15 protein-coding genes, 1 tRNA gene and 2 rRNA genes (1 of these 18 only partly in view) are annotated in these 18,591 nt (G+C 61.6%); 6 read left to right on the top strand and 12 right to left on the bottom strand.

What is annotated here, in order from left to right; genetic code table 11:
* Positions 1–74 precede the first annotated feature (74 nt).
* A complete protein-coding gene (locus ACSSVQ_RS13280) occupies positions 75–1,613 on the top strand; it encodes a flavin-containing monooxygenase (RefSeq protein ID WP_454183766.1) in 1,539 nt (512 codons plus the stop codon).
* Here ACSSVQ_RS13280 and ACSSVQ_RS13275 read toward each other — a convergent pair.
* The gene (locus ACSSVQ_RS13275; protein ID WP_454183764.1) at positions 1,591–4,308 is read right to left on the bottom strand and encodes a cation-translocating P-type ATPase; all 2,718 of its coding nucleotides are present in this window, start codon (positions 4,306–4,308) and stop codon (positions 1,591–1,593) included. The genes ACSSVQ_RS13280 and ACSSVQ_RS13275 overlap by 23 nt on opposite strands.
* A 219-nt stretch (positions 4,309–4,527) precedes the next feature.
* Here ACSSVQ_RS13275 and ACSSVQ_RS13270 point away from each other — a divergent pair, with 219 nt between their 5' ends.
* The 4 genes from ACSSVQ_RS13270 (at position 4,528) to modC (ending at position 8,405) form a co-directional block, all read left to right on the top strand.
* Entirely contained in the window at positions 4,528–5,658 is a 1,131-nt protein-coding gene (locus ACSSVQ_RS13270; protein ID WP_454183762.1) for a hypothetical protein, read from the top strand.
* 98 nt (positions 5,659–5,756) lie between these two features.
* Entirely contained in the window at positions 5,757–6,572 is an 816-nt protein-coding gene (modA, locus tag ACSSVQ_RS13265) for a molybdate ABC transporter substrate-binding protein (RefSeq protein ID WP_454183760.1), read from the top strand.
* Between the two features lie 19 nt (positions 6,573–6,591).
* Positions 6,592–7,290 (top strand): molybdate ABC transporter permease subunit, encoded by a 699-nt coding sequence (modB, locus tag ACSSVQ_RS13260; protein ID WP_454183759.1) that lies wholly within the window; start codon positions 6,592–6,594, stop codon positions 7,288–7,290.
* Positions 7,287–8,405, top strand: a complete 1,119-nt coding sequence (gene modC / locus ACSSVQ_RS13255) for a molybdenum ABC transporter ATP-binding protein (protein ID WP_454183757.1) — start codon at positions 7,287–7,289, stop codon at positions 8,403–8,405. The genes modB and modC overlap by 4 nt, the downstream gene beginning before the upstream one ends.
* Here the strand turns inward: modC and ACSSVQ_RS13250 are convergent.
* The 7 genes from ACSSVQ_RS13250 to ACSSVQ_RS13220 form a co-directional block, all read right to left on the bottom strand.
* Entirely contained in the window at positions 8,391–9,143 is a 753-nt protein-coding gene (locus ACSSVQ_RS13250) for a helix-turn-helix domain-containing protein (RefSeq protein ID WP_454183755.1), read from the bottom strand. The two genes, modC and ACSSVQ_RS13250, sit on opposite strands and share 15 nt — an antisense overlap.
* A gap of 126 nt (positions 9,144–9,269) precedes the next feature.
* Positions 9,270–9,659 carry a response regulator gene (locus ACSSVQ_RS13245; protein ID WP_454183753.1) on the bottom strand — a complete coding sequence of 130 codons (390 nt, stop codon included), beginning with the start codon at positions 9,657–9,659 and terminating at the stop codon, positions 9,270–9,272.
* Positions 9,660–9,802: 143 nt separating this feature from the next.
* A complete protein-coding gene (gene fixJ / locus ACSSVQ_RS13240; protein ID WP_454183751.1) occupies positions 9,803–10,423 on the bottom strand; it encodes a response regulator FixJ in 621 nt (206 codons plus the stop codon).
* Positions 10,424–10,433: 10 nt separating this feature from the next.
* Entirely contained in the window at positions 10,434–11,561 is a 1,128-nt protein-coding gene (locus ACSSVQ_RS13235; RefSeq protein ID WP_454183749.1) for a PAS domain-containing sensor histidine kinase, read from the bottom strand.
* Positions 11,562–11,713: 152 nt separating this feature from the next.
* Complete coding sequence (locus ACSSVQ_RS13230) at positions 11,714–12,073, bottom strand: phasin family protein (protein WP_454183747.1); 360 nt, start codon at positions 12,071–12,073, stop codon at positions 11,714–11,716.
* A 25-nt stretch (positions 12,074–12,098) separates the two neighbouring features.
* On the bottom strand, positions 12,099–12,383 hold the full coding sequence (locus ACSSVQ_RS13225; RefSeq protein ID WP_454183745.1) for a hypothetical protein: 285 nt from the start codon (positions 12,381–12,383) through the stop codon (positions 12,099–12,101).
* A gap of 217 nt (positions 12,384–12,600) precedes the next feature.
* Positions 12,601–14,136, bottom strand: a complete 1,536-nt coding sequence (locus ACSSVQ_RS13220) for a flavin-containing monooxygenase (RefSeq protein WP_454183743.1) — start codon at positions 14,134–14,136, stop codon at positions 12,601–12,603.
* Between the two features lie 320 nt (positions 14,137–14,456).
* Here ACSSVQ_RS13220 and ACSSVQ_RS13215 point away from each other — a divergent pair, with 320 nt between their 5' ends.
* On the top strand, positions 14,457–15,131 hold the full coding sequence (locus ACSSVQ_RS13215; RefSeq protein ID WP_454183741.1) for a cupin domain-containing protein: 675 nt from the start codon (positions 14,457–14,459) through the stop codon (positions 15,129–15,131).
* 95 nt (positions 15,132–15,226) lie between these two features.
* Here ACSSVQ_RS13215 and ACSSVQ_RS13210 read toward each other — a convergent pair whose 3' ends face one another.
* From ACSSVQ_RS13210 to ACSSVQ_RS13195, 4 genes are all read right to left on the bottom strand, one after another.
* Positions 15,227–16,537, bottom strand: coding sequence for a hypothetical protein (locus tag ACSSVQ_RS13210; protein ID WP_454183739.1), 1,311 nt, complete (start codon positions 16,535–16,537; stop codon positions 15,227–15,229).
* 295 nt (positions 16,538–16,832) lie between these two features.
* Positions 16,833–16,909 (bottom strand) — tRNA-Met (locus tag ACSSVQ_RS13205).
* A gap of 139 nt (positions 16,910–17,048) precedes the next feature.
* A 5S ribosomal RNA gene (gene rrf, locus ACSSVQ_RS13200) occupies positions 17,049–17,163 on the bottom strand.
* Positions 17,164–17,250: 87 nt separating this feature from the next.
* A 23S ribosomal RNA gene (locus ACSSVQ_RS13195) occupies positions 17,251–18,591 on the bottom strand; it runs 1,398 nt beyond the window's last position.

Here is an 18,591-nt window from a genome sequence, read left to right as displayed (position 1 = left end):
CATACGGTGTTGTCAGATACAAATAGGCAGCATCAGAATGCGTAGGGCCAATGCCGACAGCACGGAGTAATGCCATGAATACCCCTCGGAAGACAGTGGAAGACCCCTGCAAAAAGGTCGCGCCCGACGTCGAAACGGTCATCATCGGCGCCGGTTTTTCCGGCATGTGCATGGCGATCAAGCTGCAGGAAGCCGGCAAGACCGACTTCACCATCCTCGAAAAGGCCGGCGATATCGGCGGCACCTGGCGGGACAACACCTATCCGGGCTGCGCCTGCGACGTGCCCTCGCATCTCTATTCCTTCTCCTTCGAGGGCAATCCGGAATGGTCGCGCATGTATTCCGGCCAGCAGGAAATCTGGGCCTATCAGAAGCGCGTGGCCGACAAATACGACCTGCGGAAATATTGCCGTTTCAATGAGGGGATTGAGAGCGCATCCTTCGACGAGGAGACCCTGCTCTGGAAGGTGAAGACGCTGAAGGGCAATGAGATTGCCTGCCGCAACCTCGTCTCCGGCGTGGGCGCGCTCTGCCTGCCCGCCTATCCCGACCTCAAGGGCATCGAGAATTTCAAGGGCGCGGCCTTCCACTCCGCAGAGTGGAACCATGATGTCGACCTGACGGGCAAGAAGGTCGCCGTGATCGGCACGGGCGCGAGCGCCATTCAGTTCGTGCCGGAAATCCAGCCGAAGGTGGCCCACCTCACCCTCTTCCAGCGGACTGCGCCCTGGGTGCTCCCGAAGGACGACCGCCCGATCCGCAACTGGGAGAAACGGCTCTACAAATACGTGCCCTTCGCGCGGCGGCTCTTCCGCGGCTTCATCTGGGCGCGCATGGAACTGGGCACCTGGTTCTTCGTCAACAGTCCCGACCAGGTGAAGAAGGGCGAGGCGCTGGGACGCAAATATCTGCGTAAGGCGGTGAAGGACCCGGAGCTGCGCAAGAAGCTGACGCCGACCTATCAGCTCGGCTGCAAGCGCGTGCTGCTGTCGAACAATTATTACGAGGCGCTCGCCGCGCCCAACGCCGGCGTCGAAACGAGCGGCGTCGCCGAAGTGCGCGAACATTCCATCGTCACCAATGGGGGCGAAGAGATAGAGGTCGATGCCATCATCTACGGCACGGGCTTCAAGGCGACCGATCCCTTCGCGGAAATCTCGATCCGGGGGCGCGGCGGCCGCGACCTCAACGAGGTGTGGACCGAGCTTGGCGGCGCGGAGGCCTATTACGGCATCACCACGGCAGGCTTTCCGAATTTCTACATGCTGCTGGGCCCCAATACCGGCCTCGGCTCCAACTCGATCATCCTGATGATCGAGGCGCAGGCGCACTACACGATGCAGGCCCTCGGCCTGATGGAGAAGGACCGCCTCGCCGCGCTCGAACTGAAGCCGGAGGTACAGGCGAAGTTCAACAGCGATCTTCAGCAGGAAATCGGCCACACCGTCTGGGCGACGGGCTGCAACAGCTGGTACATCTCCGAGAGCGGCAAGAACACGACCATCTGGCCCGGCCTCACCATGAGCTACCGCCAGCAGACGCGCGACCTCGACCCTGCCGACTATATCGGGACGCCGATGGCGGCGCCGGTCATACAGGCCGCCGCCGACTGAAGAGGCGCCAGACGGCCTTGTCGGCTTCGACGATGACGAGCAGGGCGAGCCCCGCCGCGCCGAGCAACAGCCAGTCGGAAAGCGCAAGGGGCGCGGTGCCGAACAGCGCCTGCGCGGGCGGCCAGTATGTAAAGACGGCCTGCAACGCGAAAACCGAAACGATTGCCAGCAGAACGGGACGCGCCCCGCGCCCCCAATGCGCATGGAAAAGCGACAGGCGCAGCTCCCGGCAGTTCAGAAGATAGAACGCTTCGAACGCCACCAGCATATTGACCGCCAGGGTCTGCCGATGCGCCAGCGACGCCGACGCCTCGCCGAGGCCGAAAAACACCGCGAAGATCCCCGCCATCATCAGCAGGGACACGAAAGCCGTCCGCCACAGGAGCTGGCCGGAGATCAGCGCCTCGCCGGTGGGGCGCGGGCGCTGGGTCATGATGTCCTTGCCGCTCGGCTCGAAGGCGAGTGCGAGCGCCAGCGTGACCGTGGTCACCATATTCACCCACAGGATCTGAACCGCGGTGACGGGCAAAATCGTGCCCGCCAGAATGGCGCCGATCAGCACCATCGCCTCACCGCCGCTGGTCGGCAGGATGAAAACGATGGACTTCTTCAGGTTCTCATAGACGGTGCGGCCCTCTTCCACCGCGCTGACGATGGAGGCGAAATTGTCGTCGGCCAGCACCATGGCGGAGGCATCCTTGGCCGCCTCCGTTCCGCGCGCGCCCATCGCAATGCCGATATCGGCCCGCGTCAGCGCCGGCGCGTCATTGACGCCGTCCCCCGTCATCGCGACGAGCTCGCCACGCGCCTGCAAGGCGTTCACCAGCCTCAATTTATGTTCCGGCGTCGTGCGGGCAAAGACATCCGCCTCGCGAACGCAGGCCCGCAGGTCCTCATCATCGAGACCGTCGATCTCCGTCCCGGTCACAACCCTGTCGCCCGATAGCCCCACGCGCCGCGCAACGGCCTCGGCCGTCGCCGGATGGTCGCCGGTTATCATCTTGACGTCGATCCCGGCGCGTCGGCAGGCCGCCACGGCCTCTACAGCTTCCGGACGGGGCGGGTCCGACAGGCCGAGCAACCCCAGAAGCACGAAGCCGCCTTTAAGATCGTCATCGAGAATATCGGCCTTTCCGTCCGCGACCTCGCGCCTTGCGACGGCGATGACGCGGTCGCCTTCCTTCATGAGGCGATGCATCGCCTCCTCCCAGCGGGACCGGTCCAGCGGCCGGTCGCCGTCGACGCCGGCCTGACGGTCGCACACGGCAAGCACGGTTTCCGGCGCGCCCTTGACGATCAGCTCCGCGCCCTGCGCCTCGTCCGATGCGATCAGAACCGCCATCAGACGCCGCTGAGACTCGAACGGCACCACATCGCGCCGCGGTCTGGCGAGACCCAGCGCCCCTGTATCGAGCCCGACCTTGGGCGCGGCGGCGAGGATGGCCCCTTCCAGCGGATCGCCCTGCACGGCCCATCCCCCGTCCCGCTTTTCAAGCGCGGCATCCGAGCAAAGGGCGCCAGCGGCGAGCAAACGTCTGACTTCCTCTTCGGCAAGGTCGCCCTCGCCATCGTTCAAAAGGCCGTCCGTCGTAAGGCGGCCTTCCGGTTCATAGCCGGCGCCGCTGAAATCGTGGCGGCCGCTGGGCGTCACCACGCGCTCCACCATCATCTGGTTGAAGGTGAGCGTGCCGGTCTTGTCGGTGCAGATGACGGTGACGGAGCCCAGCGCCTCCACGGCGGGGAGATAGCGGATGATGGCGTTTCGCGACGCCATACGCTGCACGCCGATGGCAAGCGCAATCGTCATGATGGCGGGCAGGCCTTCAGGGATCGCCGCCACGGCAATCGCCACCGCGGCGAGAAACATGTCCTGCAGCGCATATCCGCGAACAAGCGTCCCGAACAGAACGGCCGCCACGGCGAGCGCGCCGATAATGATCGTGAGCTGCCCGCCGAATTTCCGCAGCCGCCTCATCAGCGGCGTCTCGAGGGTCTCCGCCTCGGCGATCATCTTGCCGATGCGGCCCATTTCGCTTTCCGCGCCGGTGGCCACCACCACGCCTTCGCCCGCGCCGCGCGTGACCAGCGTGCTCGAATAGGCCATGTCGTGCCGGTCGGCCATCGGCGTTTCCGCCGCCTGCGGGCCCGTCTCCTTGACGACGGGCAGGGATTCCCCCGTCAGCGCGGCCTCCTGTATCTCAAGGCCGCGCGCCCCCGTAAGCCTGAGATCCGCCGGCACCCGATCGCCCGGATCGAGCAGCACCACATCGCCGGGCACCAGCTCCCTGGCCGGGATTTCGCGGCGCATACCGTCGCGCCGTACCGTGGCGAGCGGGGCCAGCATCTCGCGAATGGCATCGAGCGCGGCTTCCGCCCGCCCCTCCTGAACGAAGCCGATCACCGCATTGATGAGCACGACGCCCAGAATGACCAGGGCATCCGTGACATGCCCGATGGCGCCCGTGACCACCGCCGCCACCAGTAGCACATAGATGAGGACATTCCGGAATTGGTCGAGAAATCGCTGAAATACGCCGCGCTGCCGGGTTTCGGGCAGGCTGTTGGGCCCATGACTTTCCAGCCGCCGCGCCGCCTCTTCCTCGCCAAGCCCCTTGGCTTGCGTCGCCAGCGCGTTCAGCACGGCGGCCTCGTCCATGGCGTGCCAGGGCTGCGGCCCACTCGACAACTTACTCATTCACAAACCCTGCGCTCTCTGCCCCGGTCCGCCCGATGCCCCTGGGGCATGCATGTGGGGCATACATGATAAATGCGACAGGCGACGCGCCGCGACCACCCCCAACTTGTCAATTTCGAGGCTATAACCAAAAATTTACGATATACCCTCTTGTATAGAACTAAAGATGTGGCAACATGGTTTTATCAACACTGAGTCTATGGTTAATGGGGGTCTGATATGAATAGCCTGTTTCAGGGAAGCCTTGCCGCGGCCCAATCATCCGCCGTCATTGTCGATCCGGCCTTCGCCGCCTCGCTGACCGATGCCGGACAGATGGCCAACGCCCTTCGCCTGACCGAGAAGGTCGGGCATTTTTCATGGGAAGCCCCGCCCACACGCGCCGCCTTTCTGGAGGCTATCTGCCGCGGCGCCGATCCGCGCCTCCTGCTGATTTCGCTGCTGCCGGGCACCGGCGACGACGCGAATGACCCGCTTTGCGACCTGTCCGCCGAGGAATGGGTAAAGCGTATCCACCACGCCTGCGCCGGCAGCGAGGCGCGGAGCCGCACTCATATCGTGCTGATGGCGACCCAGCTCTGCCCCCGTACCGTTGCGCGGCTCGGCCGCAGCACCTCATGGTCGAGCCTGCCGCATCCCTTTGCCGAGGAAGATCTGGCCGCCACCTTCCAGGACGGCGTCCGCAAGCTGAACGAGCTTTGCCACATTGCCTATTTCACCGACACGATCCGCAGCGAGGCGGAGCTGATGATGGCCCGGACCTCCAACATGCTGGGCGTTCTCGATCGGCTGGACGACGCGTCCCGCAAATCCGACGGCAACGGGGGCGATGGCGGCGTCAATGGCGCCGGGTCCGGCAATCTCGTCTCCTTCGGTGCAGCCCGGCGGGGCGGCACGGCAGGAGATCCCTCGCTCGATCAGGCCCAGATGCGCCGATGGGTGCGCGCCCTGATCGAATTGTCCGGCACCCGATCCAACTATCTGCCGGGCAAGCTGTTTTCCGATCCCGCCTGGGACATGCTGCTCGACCTTGCCGAAGCGCGGCTTTCCAACAAGCGGGTCTCCGTCTCGAGCCTGTGCATCGCCGCCAATGTGCCCGCCACCACGGCGCTGCGCCGGATCGGCGATCTCGTCGCCGAAAAACTGGCGACCCGCATCCGCGACCCCGAAGACGGACGGCGCGTTTTCGTGGAACTGACCGACGACGCCTTCGCCCAGATGATGGCCTATGTGGCCAGCGTGACGAACCGGATGCCCAAGCCGATCCAGGCCGACAATACGCATATCGCAACGACACAGGCCGCAAGGTCCGGCGAAGCCGCAGCCGCGCCGCTTCACTCGCGCGCCTGATCGCCGCCAGGGACCGGCTCTCCCGGCACGCGGCCGCCAACGGCTTCAGCCTTGCAATTCCCCGCCTGCCATGCGGAATATTCATCTGGATATAACGCATGGCAGGAGAAGCCCCCGTGCCGACACCCGGCCATATCTCGAAAACCCTTCGCCGGATCGCCACCGCGCTGGCCCTCGGCCTGCTTTCGGGCGTACTCCCCTCAGGAACGCGCGCCGGCGCCGCCGAGCCGCTGACGGTCTTCGCCGCCGCGAGCCTCACCGACGCGATGACGCAGGCTGGCAAGGTCTATGAACGCAAGACCGGCGCGCAAGTGCGGTTTTCCTTTGCCTCCTCCTCCACCCTCGCCCGCCAGATCGAAGCCGGCGCGCCCGCCGATCTCTATGCCTCCGCCAACGAAAAATGGATGGACTGGCTGGAGACGCGCGGCCTCGTCCTTGCCGGCAGCAGAACGAGCCCCATCGCAAACAGGCTGGTATTGGTCGCCCCGGAAAACGAAAAACCGCCAGGCGGCGAACGGATCGAAAACCTGCCCGCGCTGCTCGGCAGGCAGGGCCGCATCGCCATGGGCGATCCTGCCCATGTGCCCGCGGGCATTTATGGCAAGGAGGCCCTGAAAAGCCTCGGCCTGTGGACGGCGCTCGAACCGCGTCTAGCCGCCGCCGACAATGTCCGCGCGGCGCTGGCGCTGGTCGAACGCGGCGAAGCACCCTACGGCATCGTCTATGCGACCGACGCCCGGATCGCCCGGGTCAGGGTCGTGGAAGCGTTCCCCGACACCGCCCATACTCCGATCACCTATCCTTTCGCACTTCTCAAAGACGGGAACGCCGAACAGGCCGGTAAATTCCTCGCCTTCCTGACAAGCGACGAAGGACTTGCCATATTCGAACGCTTCGGCTTTCGCCGAAACTGACGGACACAGGAAAGACCCCATGCTGCACGGCGTGCTGAGCGATGCGGAAATCGAAGCGCTGGTGCTGAGCCTGCGCGTTTCGCTCGTCGCCGTGGCGTTTGCGTTGCCGCTTGCCATCGGCGCAGCGCTGCTGCTGTCTCGACGTCGGTTTCCCGGCCGCGCGCTTCTCGACGCGCTGGTACATCTGCCGCTCATTCTGCCGCCTGTCGTGATGGGCTATCTGCTGCTCGTCACGCTGGGCACGCGCGCGCCGATGGGCCATTGGCTGGAGGCCACATTCGGTATCCGCTTCGTCTTCAGCTGGACCGGCGCGGCGCTGGCCGCCGGGATCGTGACCTTCCCGTTTCAGGTACGCGCCATAAGGCTGGCGCTGGAAGCCATCGACCCGCATCTGGCCGAGGCCGCGCAGACACTGGGCGCAGGCCCCCTCGACCGTTTCTGGAATCTGACGCTGCCGCTCGCAGCGCCGGGCATCATCGCAGGCGCCATCACCGCCTTTGCCGCCAGCCTCGGCGAATTCGGCGCCATCATCACTTTCGTCTCCAACATTCCCGGCGAAACCCGCACCCTGCCGCTCGCGATCTATTCGGCCATCCAGACGCCGGGCGGCGAGGCGGCGGCGGCGCGTCTCGTTGCGCTCTCCATCGCGCTGGCGCTGGCCGGTCTCGCCCTTGCCGAATATGCGGCCTGGCGCGTCAGGAAGATGCTCGGCACATGACGCTCGATATCCGCTTCCGACATCGCTTTCCCGACTTCGCGCTCGATATCGCCTTCGCCGCGGAGGAAACCGGCATCACCGCCCTGTTCGGCCCGTCCGGCGCGGGCAAGACGAGCACGATCAACGCCATCGCCGGACTTTTCACGCCCGAGAGCGGCCGCATCGCCATCGGCGGCGAAACCCTGTTCGACACGGCAACCGGCATCGACCTGCCGACCCGCGCGCGGCGCATCGGCTATGTCTTTCAGGAGGCCCGGCTGTTTCCGCATCTGAGCGTCGCCGCCAATCTCGATTTCGGCGCGAAACGCTCGCCCGAGCCGCTGCCGCCTGCGGAAAGACAACGCATTCTCGACATGCTCGGGATCGACCACCTCGCCGCGCGCCGACCGCGCACCCTGTCCGGCGGCGAACGCCAGCGCGTCTCGCTGGGACGGGCCCTGCTCGCCAATCCGCGCATTCTCCTGCTGGACGAACCCATGGCCGCGCTCGACGCCACGCGCAAGGCCGAGATCATGCCCTGGCTGGAACGGCTGCGCGACGAGGCCCGCATTCCGATCCTGCTGGTCAGCCATGCGATAGAAGAAGTCACGCAGCTCGCCGACAATGTGGTGTTTATCGACGACGGAAAAGTGCTGGCCTCCGGCTCGGCGGAAGAGGTGCTCTCCCGCTCCGACCTGTCGCCGCGCGGCGCCTTCCTGGAAGCAGGCGCGGTCATTGCCGGCGAGGTCCTGTCGCAGGACGACAGCCACCGCATGACGGAAATAGGTTTCGACGGCGGGCGGCTCTGGGTGCCGCGCCTGACAGCCGCCCCGGGCCGCCGGGTGCGACTACGCGTAAAGGCGGGAGATGTCATGCTGGCCCTTGAAGAACCGCGGGGGATCAGCGCCAACAATGTCATCCCCGCCACCATCCGGCATGTCGGGGAAACGGGGGACAGCCCCTATCTCGATGTGGCGCTTGCCTGCGGCGGGGCGCATCTCATCTCGCGCATTACCCGCAAGTCAGGCGAAAGGCTTGGCCTGCGACCCGGCATGAAGGTCTTTACCGTCATCAAATCGGTGAGCGTCGAACGTCATACGCGCCCGGCCGAAGAGACCGCCTCAGGCGCAACCTGAAGAAATCTCGGAAAGGGCGTCCATATCGCGGATCAGAATTTCCCGCGTGGACAGCGCGCGGACGACACCGGACCGGCGAAGCTCGCTGATCGCCCGGCTCACCGTCTCGATGGTGAGGCCGAGATAATCGGCAATGTCCTGACGGCCCATCGGCAGATAGACGCGGGTATCGCAATATTTGTCGGCAGGCTGACGATCGAGAACCATCAGCAAGAAGGACGCGATGCGTTCACGGGCGGTCTGGCGGCCCAGCATGACGAGATGGTTCTTCGCCGAGGAGAGTTCGCGCAGCACTTCGGCCAGCACACGCTCGCTCGTGGCGGGAAAGGACTTGCAGGCCTCGCCCACCGTCTGGCGCGAATAGCGGACCAGCACCGTGTCTTCCACGGCCTCCGCCGTCAGCGTGTAGTTTTCTTCCGCGATAAAGCCGAACGTGTCGCCGGGCAGGCAGAAATCGGAAATCTGACGGCGCCCGTCCGGCAGCAATTTGCACAGACGCACGGCCCCGCTGATGACCCGGTAGGAATAATCCGCCTTTTCGCCTTCTTCGAAGAGCGTTTTGTTGCGCGACAGGGAGAGGGTGACGCCCAGATTTGCCGCCGCCAGCACATCCGGCTGCGCGTCGCGAAGCGTGGCAGACGCCGTATGCCGGGCAGCCTTCGCACCACCGATGGAAAGGACATTGTCCATGGCGCCGCGAGAAGAGAAATCTTCCTGGAATTCATGGGTGAGCGACATTTGGAAACCCCTCTCTTTCCGTCTCTGTTTCCGAAAGCCCGTCTGCTTTCATGCTGAAACTATGAAGGCCGAAGCCCCGCCGGAAAATTCAGGAATTCCACTTAAGGATATCTACGTAGCCGGAGATCAGACCGCGGCGGAAGAACGGAGCGCCGCCGCAATGGCATGGGCCAGCGCTTCCTCGTTCACGGGCTTCTCGAGCATATCCAGCGCCCCCGCCCCGACCACGCGGGACCGCGCCGCCAGGTCGCCCTTTCCCGTAATGACGATGGCCGGGATGCTGTCGCCCCGGGCGCGAAGCCGCTCCAGGACCTCGACGCCACCCATGCCCGGCATGTGCAGGTCCAGCAGAAGGCAAGAAAGCGTCAGTCCGCGGAGACCGGTCTTCAGAAACGCGCAGGCGGACGAGAAATCCTCAACGGACATTCCGTAGGATTCCAGCAACGCCCGCATTGAATCGCGCACCGCGTCGTCATCATCGACGACATAAGCCGTTGCGCCTTCGAGAATTTCCAACCACGTCTCCTGCGACACAGGGGTTCATTGAACTGAAACATAGGGAAGCCCCCCGTGCCGGAAAATACGGAATTACCCTTAATCACATAAGGGCATTGAGCCGCACCTCTTTGCGGAGCCGGGGCAAAAAAGAAAACGCTGCGTTATTCGGGGGTGCGGATACCGGCCTCAAGGGCCATGCGGACGAGATCGGACAGACTGCGCGCCTGCATCTTTTCCATCACATGGGCGCGATGAATTTCGATCGTCCGGGGGGAAATGCCCAGCTCATAGGCAATCACCTTGTTCGCCCGGCCGGCGACCAGATGTTCCAGAACCTGCGCCTCCCGGGGCGTCAGAGCCGCGACGCGCTCTTTGGCTTCCTGGGCGAAGGCACTTTGGTTCTGCCGGTTCCGCGCCATTTCCAGCGCGCGGGCGATCGTGTCGAGCAATTGCTGGTCGTTATAGGGTTTCTCGATGAAATCGATCGCCCCGGCCTTCATCGCCTGCACGGCGAGCGGCACGTCGCCATGCCCGGTCACGACGATCACGGGAAGGCTCGCCTCCCGCGCGACGAGTTCGGCCTGAAGCTCAAGCCCGCCCATATCCGGCATCCGCACATCGACGATCAGGCATCCGACGTCGGGTAGCGAAAAACCTTCGAGAAATCCGCGCGCGGAATCGAACGCCTGAACGGCGTAGCCTTCCGTCTCCACAAGGGCTTGCAGCGACTCGCGGACCGCTTCGTCATCATCGACGATGAAGACCGTGCTCTCGGCAGACATTCAGAAAACCTCAATCCGGTATCGACGGCAGGCGGAAATGGAAGCTGGTCCCGCCGGACTCGTTCTTTTCCGCCCACAGCTCTCCACCATGCGCATCGACGATCGACCAGCAGATGGAAAGCCCGATCCCCATACCCTTTTCCTTGGTCGTGATAAAGGGCTGGAAAAGGTTTTCAGCGACCTCCGATGCAAGGCCCGGCCCCGTATCGGCGATGCTGGTTCGGATAAAGCCGTCATCGAGACGCAACGTCGTCACGCTCAGCTTGCGCAGCGCGCATTCCTGCATGGCCTCGACGGCGTTCCTGGCCAGATTGAGGATCACCTGTTGGATCTGGATACGGTCCGCGAAAACGGCAGGCAGGCCGTCTTCAAGCTCGATATCGACATGCACATCCAGGTCGTCGGATCCCAACAGGGCGAATTCGACGGCCTCCTCGACCAGGAGGTTGAGATCTTCTTCCCTGCGATTGTGATCGCGCTTCTCCACGAAGTCGCGAAGGTGCCGGATGATCTGCCCGGCCCGGGCCGACTGGTCGGACGCCTTTTGCATGAGATCACGCGCCCGCGCCGCCTCGGGCGCATCCAGCTTCGCAAGCGTTCGTCCGGCGGCGCTGAGATAATTCATGATGGCGGCGAGCGGCTGGTTCAGCTCATGCGCCAGAGATGAGGTCATCTGCCCCATTTCGTTGAAGCGCGACATGTGAACGAGTTCGGCCTGCGTCTCCTGAAGGCGCCGCGTGGCCTCGCGCCGCGCCGTGATGTCGTGCACGATGCCGACAAAGACGCGCCTTTCATCGAGGTGGCCTTCGCCGACCGAGAGATAGACCGGAAACTCGGACCCGTCCTTGCGCAGGGCCTTCACCTCGCGCCCGATGCCGATGATCTTCTTTTCGCCCGTATCCCGATAGGCCTTCAGATAGCCGTCATGCTCGTGCCGATAGGGCTCGGGCATGAGCATGCGGATGTTCTGACCGATCACCTCTTGCGAGGTGTAGCCGAACAGTTTTTCGCACGCATCATTGTAGATGAGCAGATCGCCCCGTTCGTCGATGACGAGAATCCCGTCGACGGCGGTCGCCAGCAGCATACGAAAGAGAGTAGCGCTATCTGTGTCCTTGAAAGCCGAGCCGCTCCGCATACCGCTCCCGACACCTATATTTTTTCGTTTTTCAGTTGTGGATTATGAGGCGCACAGCCCCATTGGAGCAAGTATTAGATGCCACCGATAAAAAATTCATTCTCGATCGACCGGAAAATATCTTTCCGGCGGCCGAATTTAAGCCCTGTTCACTATTTTCCGGCCGCCACAGGAGACCATAAACTTTGTATGGTTTCTGTGGTTACTTTCATTAACTGAGACGCCTCGTCGATATAGGCGCGGCTGGCGGTGTGAAACCACTCACGCTGCATCGCCGCCAGATCGAGCGGCGATTTCAGCGTACTCAACGTATCGAAGGTCTCGGCGTTCTCGTCCATCCGCTCCTTGGAAAAGCGGATGACCTCCTCTTCCCATGCCTTCACGCCCTTCGAGCAGGCGGCGAGGCAGCGCGACGTCGCCGAAAGCGGATCGGCGATCTGGAACTGCACCAGAGCCGCTTTTTCTTCGGGCGAGAGGGCAAAATAGCTTCGGGCGGGCTTTGCGTGAGACATGCATATTCTCCTGAACAAGAAGAAATCACCGATAATCGCGGGCGTGACCTGACCCTTCCCCAGCGTCGCCGCTTTTCTTCGCCGGTGCAACATCCGCGATCAGCATGACCGCCACGACGAAGGGACAGAGCACGAGGAAAAGCACGGCGGGCAGGGTGGTGGCGCCCCAGCCGAAGACGAGCGGCGCGGCCACGGCGGCGATGAGCCCGATGGCGGCCCACAGGCCTTCCGGCGGCAGCGCGACGCCGGCCTCCTCGATAATCGCGTTTTCCCGGCTGCGGGGCAGCGCTCCGAGGCGATGAACGGTCATGTCGCAGATCCTCCTCCGGTTTCACCGGCAGCCGCAACGGCGCCGATGACGGCACATTGCGCCGCGCGGACCGGACCCTCCTTGATCCCCGTCAAAATGTCGCAGTTCGCCCGCGCGGCTGCCCTCGCCCGCCTCACGCGGGGCGCAAAAAACCAAATAAAAAAAACCCCGCAGCCGGTGAGGGCCGCGGGGTTGGTCGTTTCAGAGACGGTCGGGATCAGGCGACGGCCTTTTCCTTCGTCTTGGCCTTGGCATAGACGAACTCGGCGCTGTCCAGATCGATCAGCGGCAGCTCGTCCTTCTCCTTCCAATAGTCCTGCGTGTGACGCCATTCCGGCTTGTCGCCGCATTTCGGCAGGAGATGCATGGAGCGCATCAGATAGCCCGGATTGAAGTCTTCCGGATCGATCCACGGACCGAGCTTCATGTCCTTGTCTTCCGGCCGAAGCTCGACGGTGACCTTGCTGACGCCCTTCTCCTTCATGTGGTTGAGGAGACGGCAGACGAAATCGCCGAGCAGATCCACGCGCAGCGTCCAGCTCGCCCGGAAATAGCCGAACACCCAGACGAGGTTCGGCACACCGGTGAACATCATGCCGCGATAGGTGACGGTATCGGCATAATCGACCTTCTTGCCGTCGACCGCGAAATCGATGTCGCCCAGCACGGACAGGTGGAAGCCCGTCGCCGAGATGATGATATCGGCTTCCAGTTCCTCGCCGGACTTGGTGAGGATACCCTTTTCCGTGAAGCGCTCGATCTCGTCGGTCACGACGTTGGCCTTGCCCGACGCGATACCCTGGAAGATGTCGCCATCCGGCACGAAGGCAATGCGCTGGCGCCAGGGGCGATAGCGCGGCGTGAAATGCTTCTGCACGGTTTCTTCCGGCAGGAAGAGACGCACCGCGTCCAGCAGCTCCTTGCGCACCACTTCCGGCTCTTCGAAGGAGCGGCGGGTGAACTCGTCCTGAGTGTGCAGGATTTCGCGGCGAGTGATCTCATGGATCCACTCTTCCTTGACCTCAAGCTCACGCAGGCGATCTGCCAGCTCGTTCTCGTTCCGGCCCGGAATGAAATAGGTCGGCGAGCGCTGCAGCAGCGTCACATGCTCGCAATCGCCGGCAATGGCGGGCACAAGCGTCGCCGCCGTGGCGCCGGACCCGATGACGATGACCTTCTTGCCCTTGAGCTCGATGTCTTCCGGCCAGGTCTGCGGATGGACGATCTGGCCCTTGTACTTGTCCATGTCCGGCCAGTCGGGCGTATAGCCTTCGTCATGCTTGTAGTAGCCCTGGCACATCCACAGGAAGTTCGCCGTGATGCGGAACGGTTCGTTCGTGTCCAGACGAGTGCCTTCGATGGTCCAGATATTGTCCTCGCTCGACCAGCTCGCCGAATTGATCTTGTGCCGGTAGCGGATATGGCGGCCGATGTCGTTCTCCTCGATCACCTCGCCCATATATTTCAGGATCTCTTCCGCCGATGCGATCGGCGCGCCCACCCACGGCTTGAACCGATAGCCGAAGGTATAGAGGTCGCTGTCCGAGCGGATGCCCGGATATTTATGCGTCAGCCAGGTGCCGCCGAAGCTCTCCAGCGTCTCCAGGACGATATAGGAGCGGTCGGGGGTCTGGTCCTGCAGATGATAGGCGGCACCGATGCCGGACACGCCGGCCCCGACGACCAGCACGTCGAAATGTTCAGTCTGTCCGGCGCCCGCGGCCGGCTTCTCCAGCGTTTCCGTCCCTGTCATTTTTCTCTTCCCTTTTGTTTTGCCTCTTGTCCACGCCGTCCATGGGCTGCGTGCGAGGCTGGGTTTTCCATCTCGAGATTGTGGGTACTTGATTTTGACTCACGTGAAGAACCAGTCAATGGCAATCTGAAAACGCGTCATGTCAATTTGACGCAGGGATCGCGAGACGAAAAACGCCACCCTTCCCCGGCGTCGGATCACCTACCGGCAATTTGCGGGTTTCAGCCGATATCTGGACAGGCGGCGCGAAAATCCTATGTTTCCGGCATGCGCCGACAGGGGCGCGGCATGCGCCGTCGGGGCGCCAACAGGGAAGCGCTATGAAGCTCAATGCCGAATTCGACAAGCGCGCGGTCATGCATGCCGCGGCGCAGGACTGGATTCCCTCGCCCATGCCCGGCGTCGAGCGCAAGATGCTGGACCGGATTGGCGAGGAAGTGGCGCGCGCAACCTCCATCGTCCGCTATGCGCCCGAAAGCGCCTTCAGCGAACACGCCCATGGCGGCGGCGAGGAATTCCTCGTGCTCGACGGCACCTTCCAGGATGAGCATGGCGACTATCCCGCGGGCACCTATGTGAGGAACCCGCCGACCTCGCACCACACGCCCGGCGCGGCGGAGGGCTGCACCATCTTCGTGAAGCTCTGGCAGTTCGCGCCCGACGACCGGACCTATGTGACGCTCGACACGAATGCGCAGGCGCTGGAATCCGTTGCAAACCAGCCCGGCTCGAAAACCGCCACGCTCTTCAAGGACGAACGCGAAACGGTGCGCCTGATCGAGCTGGCCCCAAACGCGCATCTCGACCTCGCCCCCGAAGGCGGCATGGAGATTCTTTGTCTTGAAGGCAGCTTTACCGAAGGCGGCGAGGAGTTCGGACGATGGTCATGGCTGCGCCTGCCCATCGGCGCAGCGCTTTCGCTAACCGCCGGCGACAAAGGCTGCCGCCTCTGGACGAAAGAAGGCCATCTGCGCTTTGTCAGCGCACCGTCCTGAAAGCCCTACCTCCGGAAAAACAAAAAGCCCGTCAGGCGAAAACCTGACGGGCTTTTTGAATGTTGGTTTAGTCCGGCGTAGATAGAGAATAGATACTAACTCTTCCCGGAAAGCTTACTAATGCCAAGCGCACGCTCAATCTGCTTACGAGTGTTCATCAGAGCACGTTTATCGCTTGGCGTCTTAGAAACAGTTACAGTATCGAGCCCCTCATACTCAGATTTACCTTCAAGCCGAATATGTCTCTTGTCGGCCTTTTCCTGATATCCATGACGGAGTAGGAGCGAACTAATCTCAGCCGCTGCCCTTTTCGGATTCTTAGTCGCTCTCTCCAAATCCTCAAGCAACTCCTTGCGGGCCGGCGAGAAAGGAATTTTTTCGAGGAAGTTTTTAAAGAAAGACTGTGAACGACGATCCACTTTTAACCGCTCGGACACTGATATAGCAATTTCCGCAGCAAACCGCAGTCGGTCAAAGAACTCTCCTGGATATATCTCAGGTCCTACGCGGCTAACTAAAGCTCCGACAGAATCTTCGCCACCATCAACTGCGACCTCGGTCTCAGCGCGGCTTTTTAGCTGTTGTTCTAATTCTGAAACTCGATCCTGTAGGTTCTCAATTTCCTCTTGATAAAGCTGCTCATTTTCCTGAGCACTTAGTCGATTTCGATCGCGTTCACGCTGCAAACGCAAGGCTTGTTCTTGGAGTTCGGTCCAATCCCAACCCTCAGATGGCATCTGACTTCGAAGATTTAGCGCAGCCGCACGCAAGGCCTTCCCCAAGTCAGCACTGTCCTGCAGGTGCCATCCTAGATAAAGGCGTCGAACGACCCCTCGGCCCGGTACAGAGAGGCCAACCGTCCCCCCATATACATTTTCACCCCCGGTTACATCCCGAAGCTGAAAGGAAAATGGCCTGTTTGGCTCTACGACAACGTGCGCAACCCCACCTAAATCATAAGCCAATTTTTCTATTTCGCGTCTCGTGAAATTCCAACGCTGCTCCCCCGTCGCAGACACATAAATCACAGGTAGGATTGTTGTCGCCCTGCCGCAGGTGATTGCTCGGGCAATCGCCAATGCTCTTTCATCACACTCCAGCCAAATTGGCTTATCGGAGACACCCAAATCACCGTCGAGGCCTCCCCAACCATCGGTCAGTAGAGACTTAATCAGATAAGGTTTCTTTGGACTTTCAAGGCGGGCACCAGCATCGCGCGCGATACATTGTGTACGCAATCGTATGAGATGTTGGTCAGCTTCTCCGGCTCCACTACGGAGCACTGCCTCCGTGCGCCAAAGCCTCCCTTCTTCATCAGGGAAATCATATCGGAACCCAATAGCTTCCAATGTGCCTCCGCGAACCAACTCTCTTACGCGAAGTTCCTCCCCTTCCTTTGTGCGCAAAAGCGCATTTTCTCCAGCAAGTTCAGCCTCAGCGCCAACCCAAGGACAGTGCTATACGATGTACCTCGAAGCCAAGCCACCACTTGCGCAAGAAAGGCTGCGCGGTCAGCACCCGAAACCACAGGAAATTCTGTAGCAAATGGAAGCATTACCCCCTCCGTCTGAGCTGAGCCCCTAATGCTCAGAAGAAGTATGGACTTTTTACTGAGGCATTTGGAGAATTTTCAGCCCGATTTACCCAAACGAAAATTATAAAAAAGCCCGCCAGGCGAAAACCTGACGGGCTTTTTGATGTTGGTTGCGGGGGCAGGATTTGAACCTGCGACCTTCAGGTTATGAGCCTGACGAGCTACCGGGCTGCTCCACCCCGCGCCAATTCCTTGAATGCCGATTGCCTCGAACCGGCAAGCGATGCGTCCCGTTCATCGAAGCGAGACTGTCATGGCTTGCGAATACGAGACAGGCAAAAACAGAACATCATGAAGAAGGAATAATTGAATGTGCTTGGCAGGCCCGGCAGCGACCTACTCTTCCATGCCTTAAGACAAAGTACCATCGGCGCTGAGGAGTTTAACGGCCGAGTTCGAGATGGGATCGGGTGCGGGCTCCTCGCTATAACCACCGGGCCGGCGAAACACATTGGAATGAATGATTGTCGTTTGGACCTTCACATCCATGCGCTCCGTAGAGCGAATGGGCAGTGATAAATGAGAGTAATCAAGCCTATCGAGCGATTAGTACCAGTAAGCTACATGCATTGCTGCACTTCCACACCTGGCCTATCAACGTGGTCGTCTCCCACGGCTCTCAAGGGAAAACTGGTTTTGAGGTGGGTTTCCCGCTTAGATGCTTTCAGCGGTTATCCCTTCCGTACATAGCTACCCGGCTGTGCCGCTGGCGCGACAACCGGTCCACCAGAGGTACGTCCATCCCGGTCCTCTCGTACTAGGGACAGATCCTCTCAATTTTCCTACACCCACGGCAGATAGGGACCGAACTGTCTCACGACGTTCTAAACCCAGCTCACGTACCACTTTAATCGGCGAACAGCCGAACCCTTGGGACCTGCTCCAGCCCCAGGATGTGATGAGCCGACATCGAGGTGCCAAACGATTCCGTCGATATGGACTCTTGGGAATCATCAGCCTGTTATCCCCGGCGTACCTTTTATCCGTTGAGCGATGGCCCTTCCACGTGGAACCACCGGATCACTATGACCGACTTTCGTCTCTGCTCGACATGTACGTCTCGCAGTCAGGCAGGCTTATGCCATTGCACTCATCAGCTGATTTCCGACCAGCTTGAGCCTACCATCGCGCGCCTCCGTTACTCTTTGGGAGGCGACCGCCCCAGTCAAACTACCCACCATGCAGTGTCCCGGACCCGGATAACGGGCCGCGGTTAGACATCAATGAAAACAAGGGTGGTATTTCAAGGGTGGCTCCATCCGAGCTGGCGCCCGGACTTCAAAGCCTACCACCTATCCTACACATGTCGTCACTAATGCCACTGCAAAGCTATAGTAAAGGTGCACGGGGTCTTTCCGTCTGACCGCAGGAACCCCGCATCTTCACGGGGAATTCAATTTCACTGAGTCGATGCTGGAGACAGCGGGGAAGTCGTTACGCCATTCGTGCAGGTCGGAACTTACCCGACAAGGAATTTCGCTACCTTAGGACCGTTATAGTTACGGCCGCCGTTTACCGGGGCTTCAATTCAAGGCTTGCACCTCTCCTCTTAACCTTCCGGCACCGGGCAGGCGTCAGACCCTATACGTCGTTTTGCAACTTCGCAGAGCCCTGTGTTTTTAGTAAACAGTCGCTACCCCCTGGTCTGTGCCCCCCCGACCTGGTTGCCCAAGCCGAGGGCCTCCTTCTCCCGAAGTTACGGAGGCAATTTGCCGAGTTCCTTCAGCATCGTTCTCTCAAGCGCCTTGGTATGCTCTACCAGTCCACCTGTGTCGGTTTGGGGTACGGTCTAATGAGGGAGCTATTTCCTGGAACTCCTAGGCGGCCAGATCAATCCAATAAGACCTGACAACTTCCGGAATTCGT

It is taken from the genome of Parvibaculum sp. MBR-TMA-1.3b-4.2 (assembly GCF_053628815.1).
Note: the sequence above shows the minus strand (reverse complement) of the source record. Positions and strands in the feature narration are given on the sequence as shown.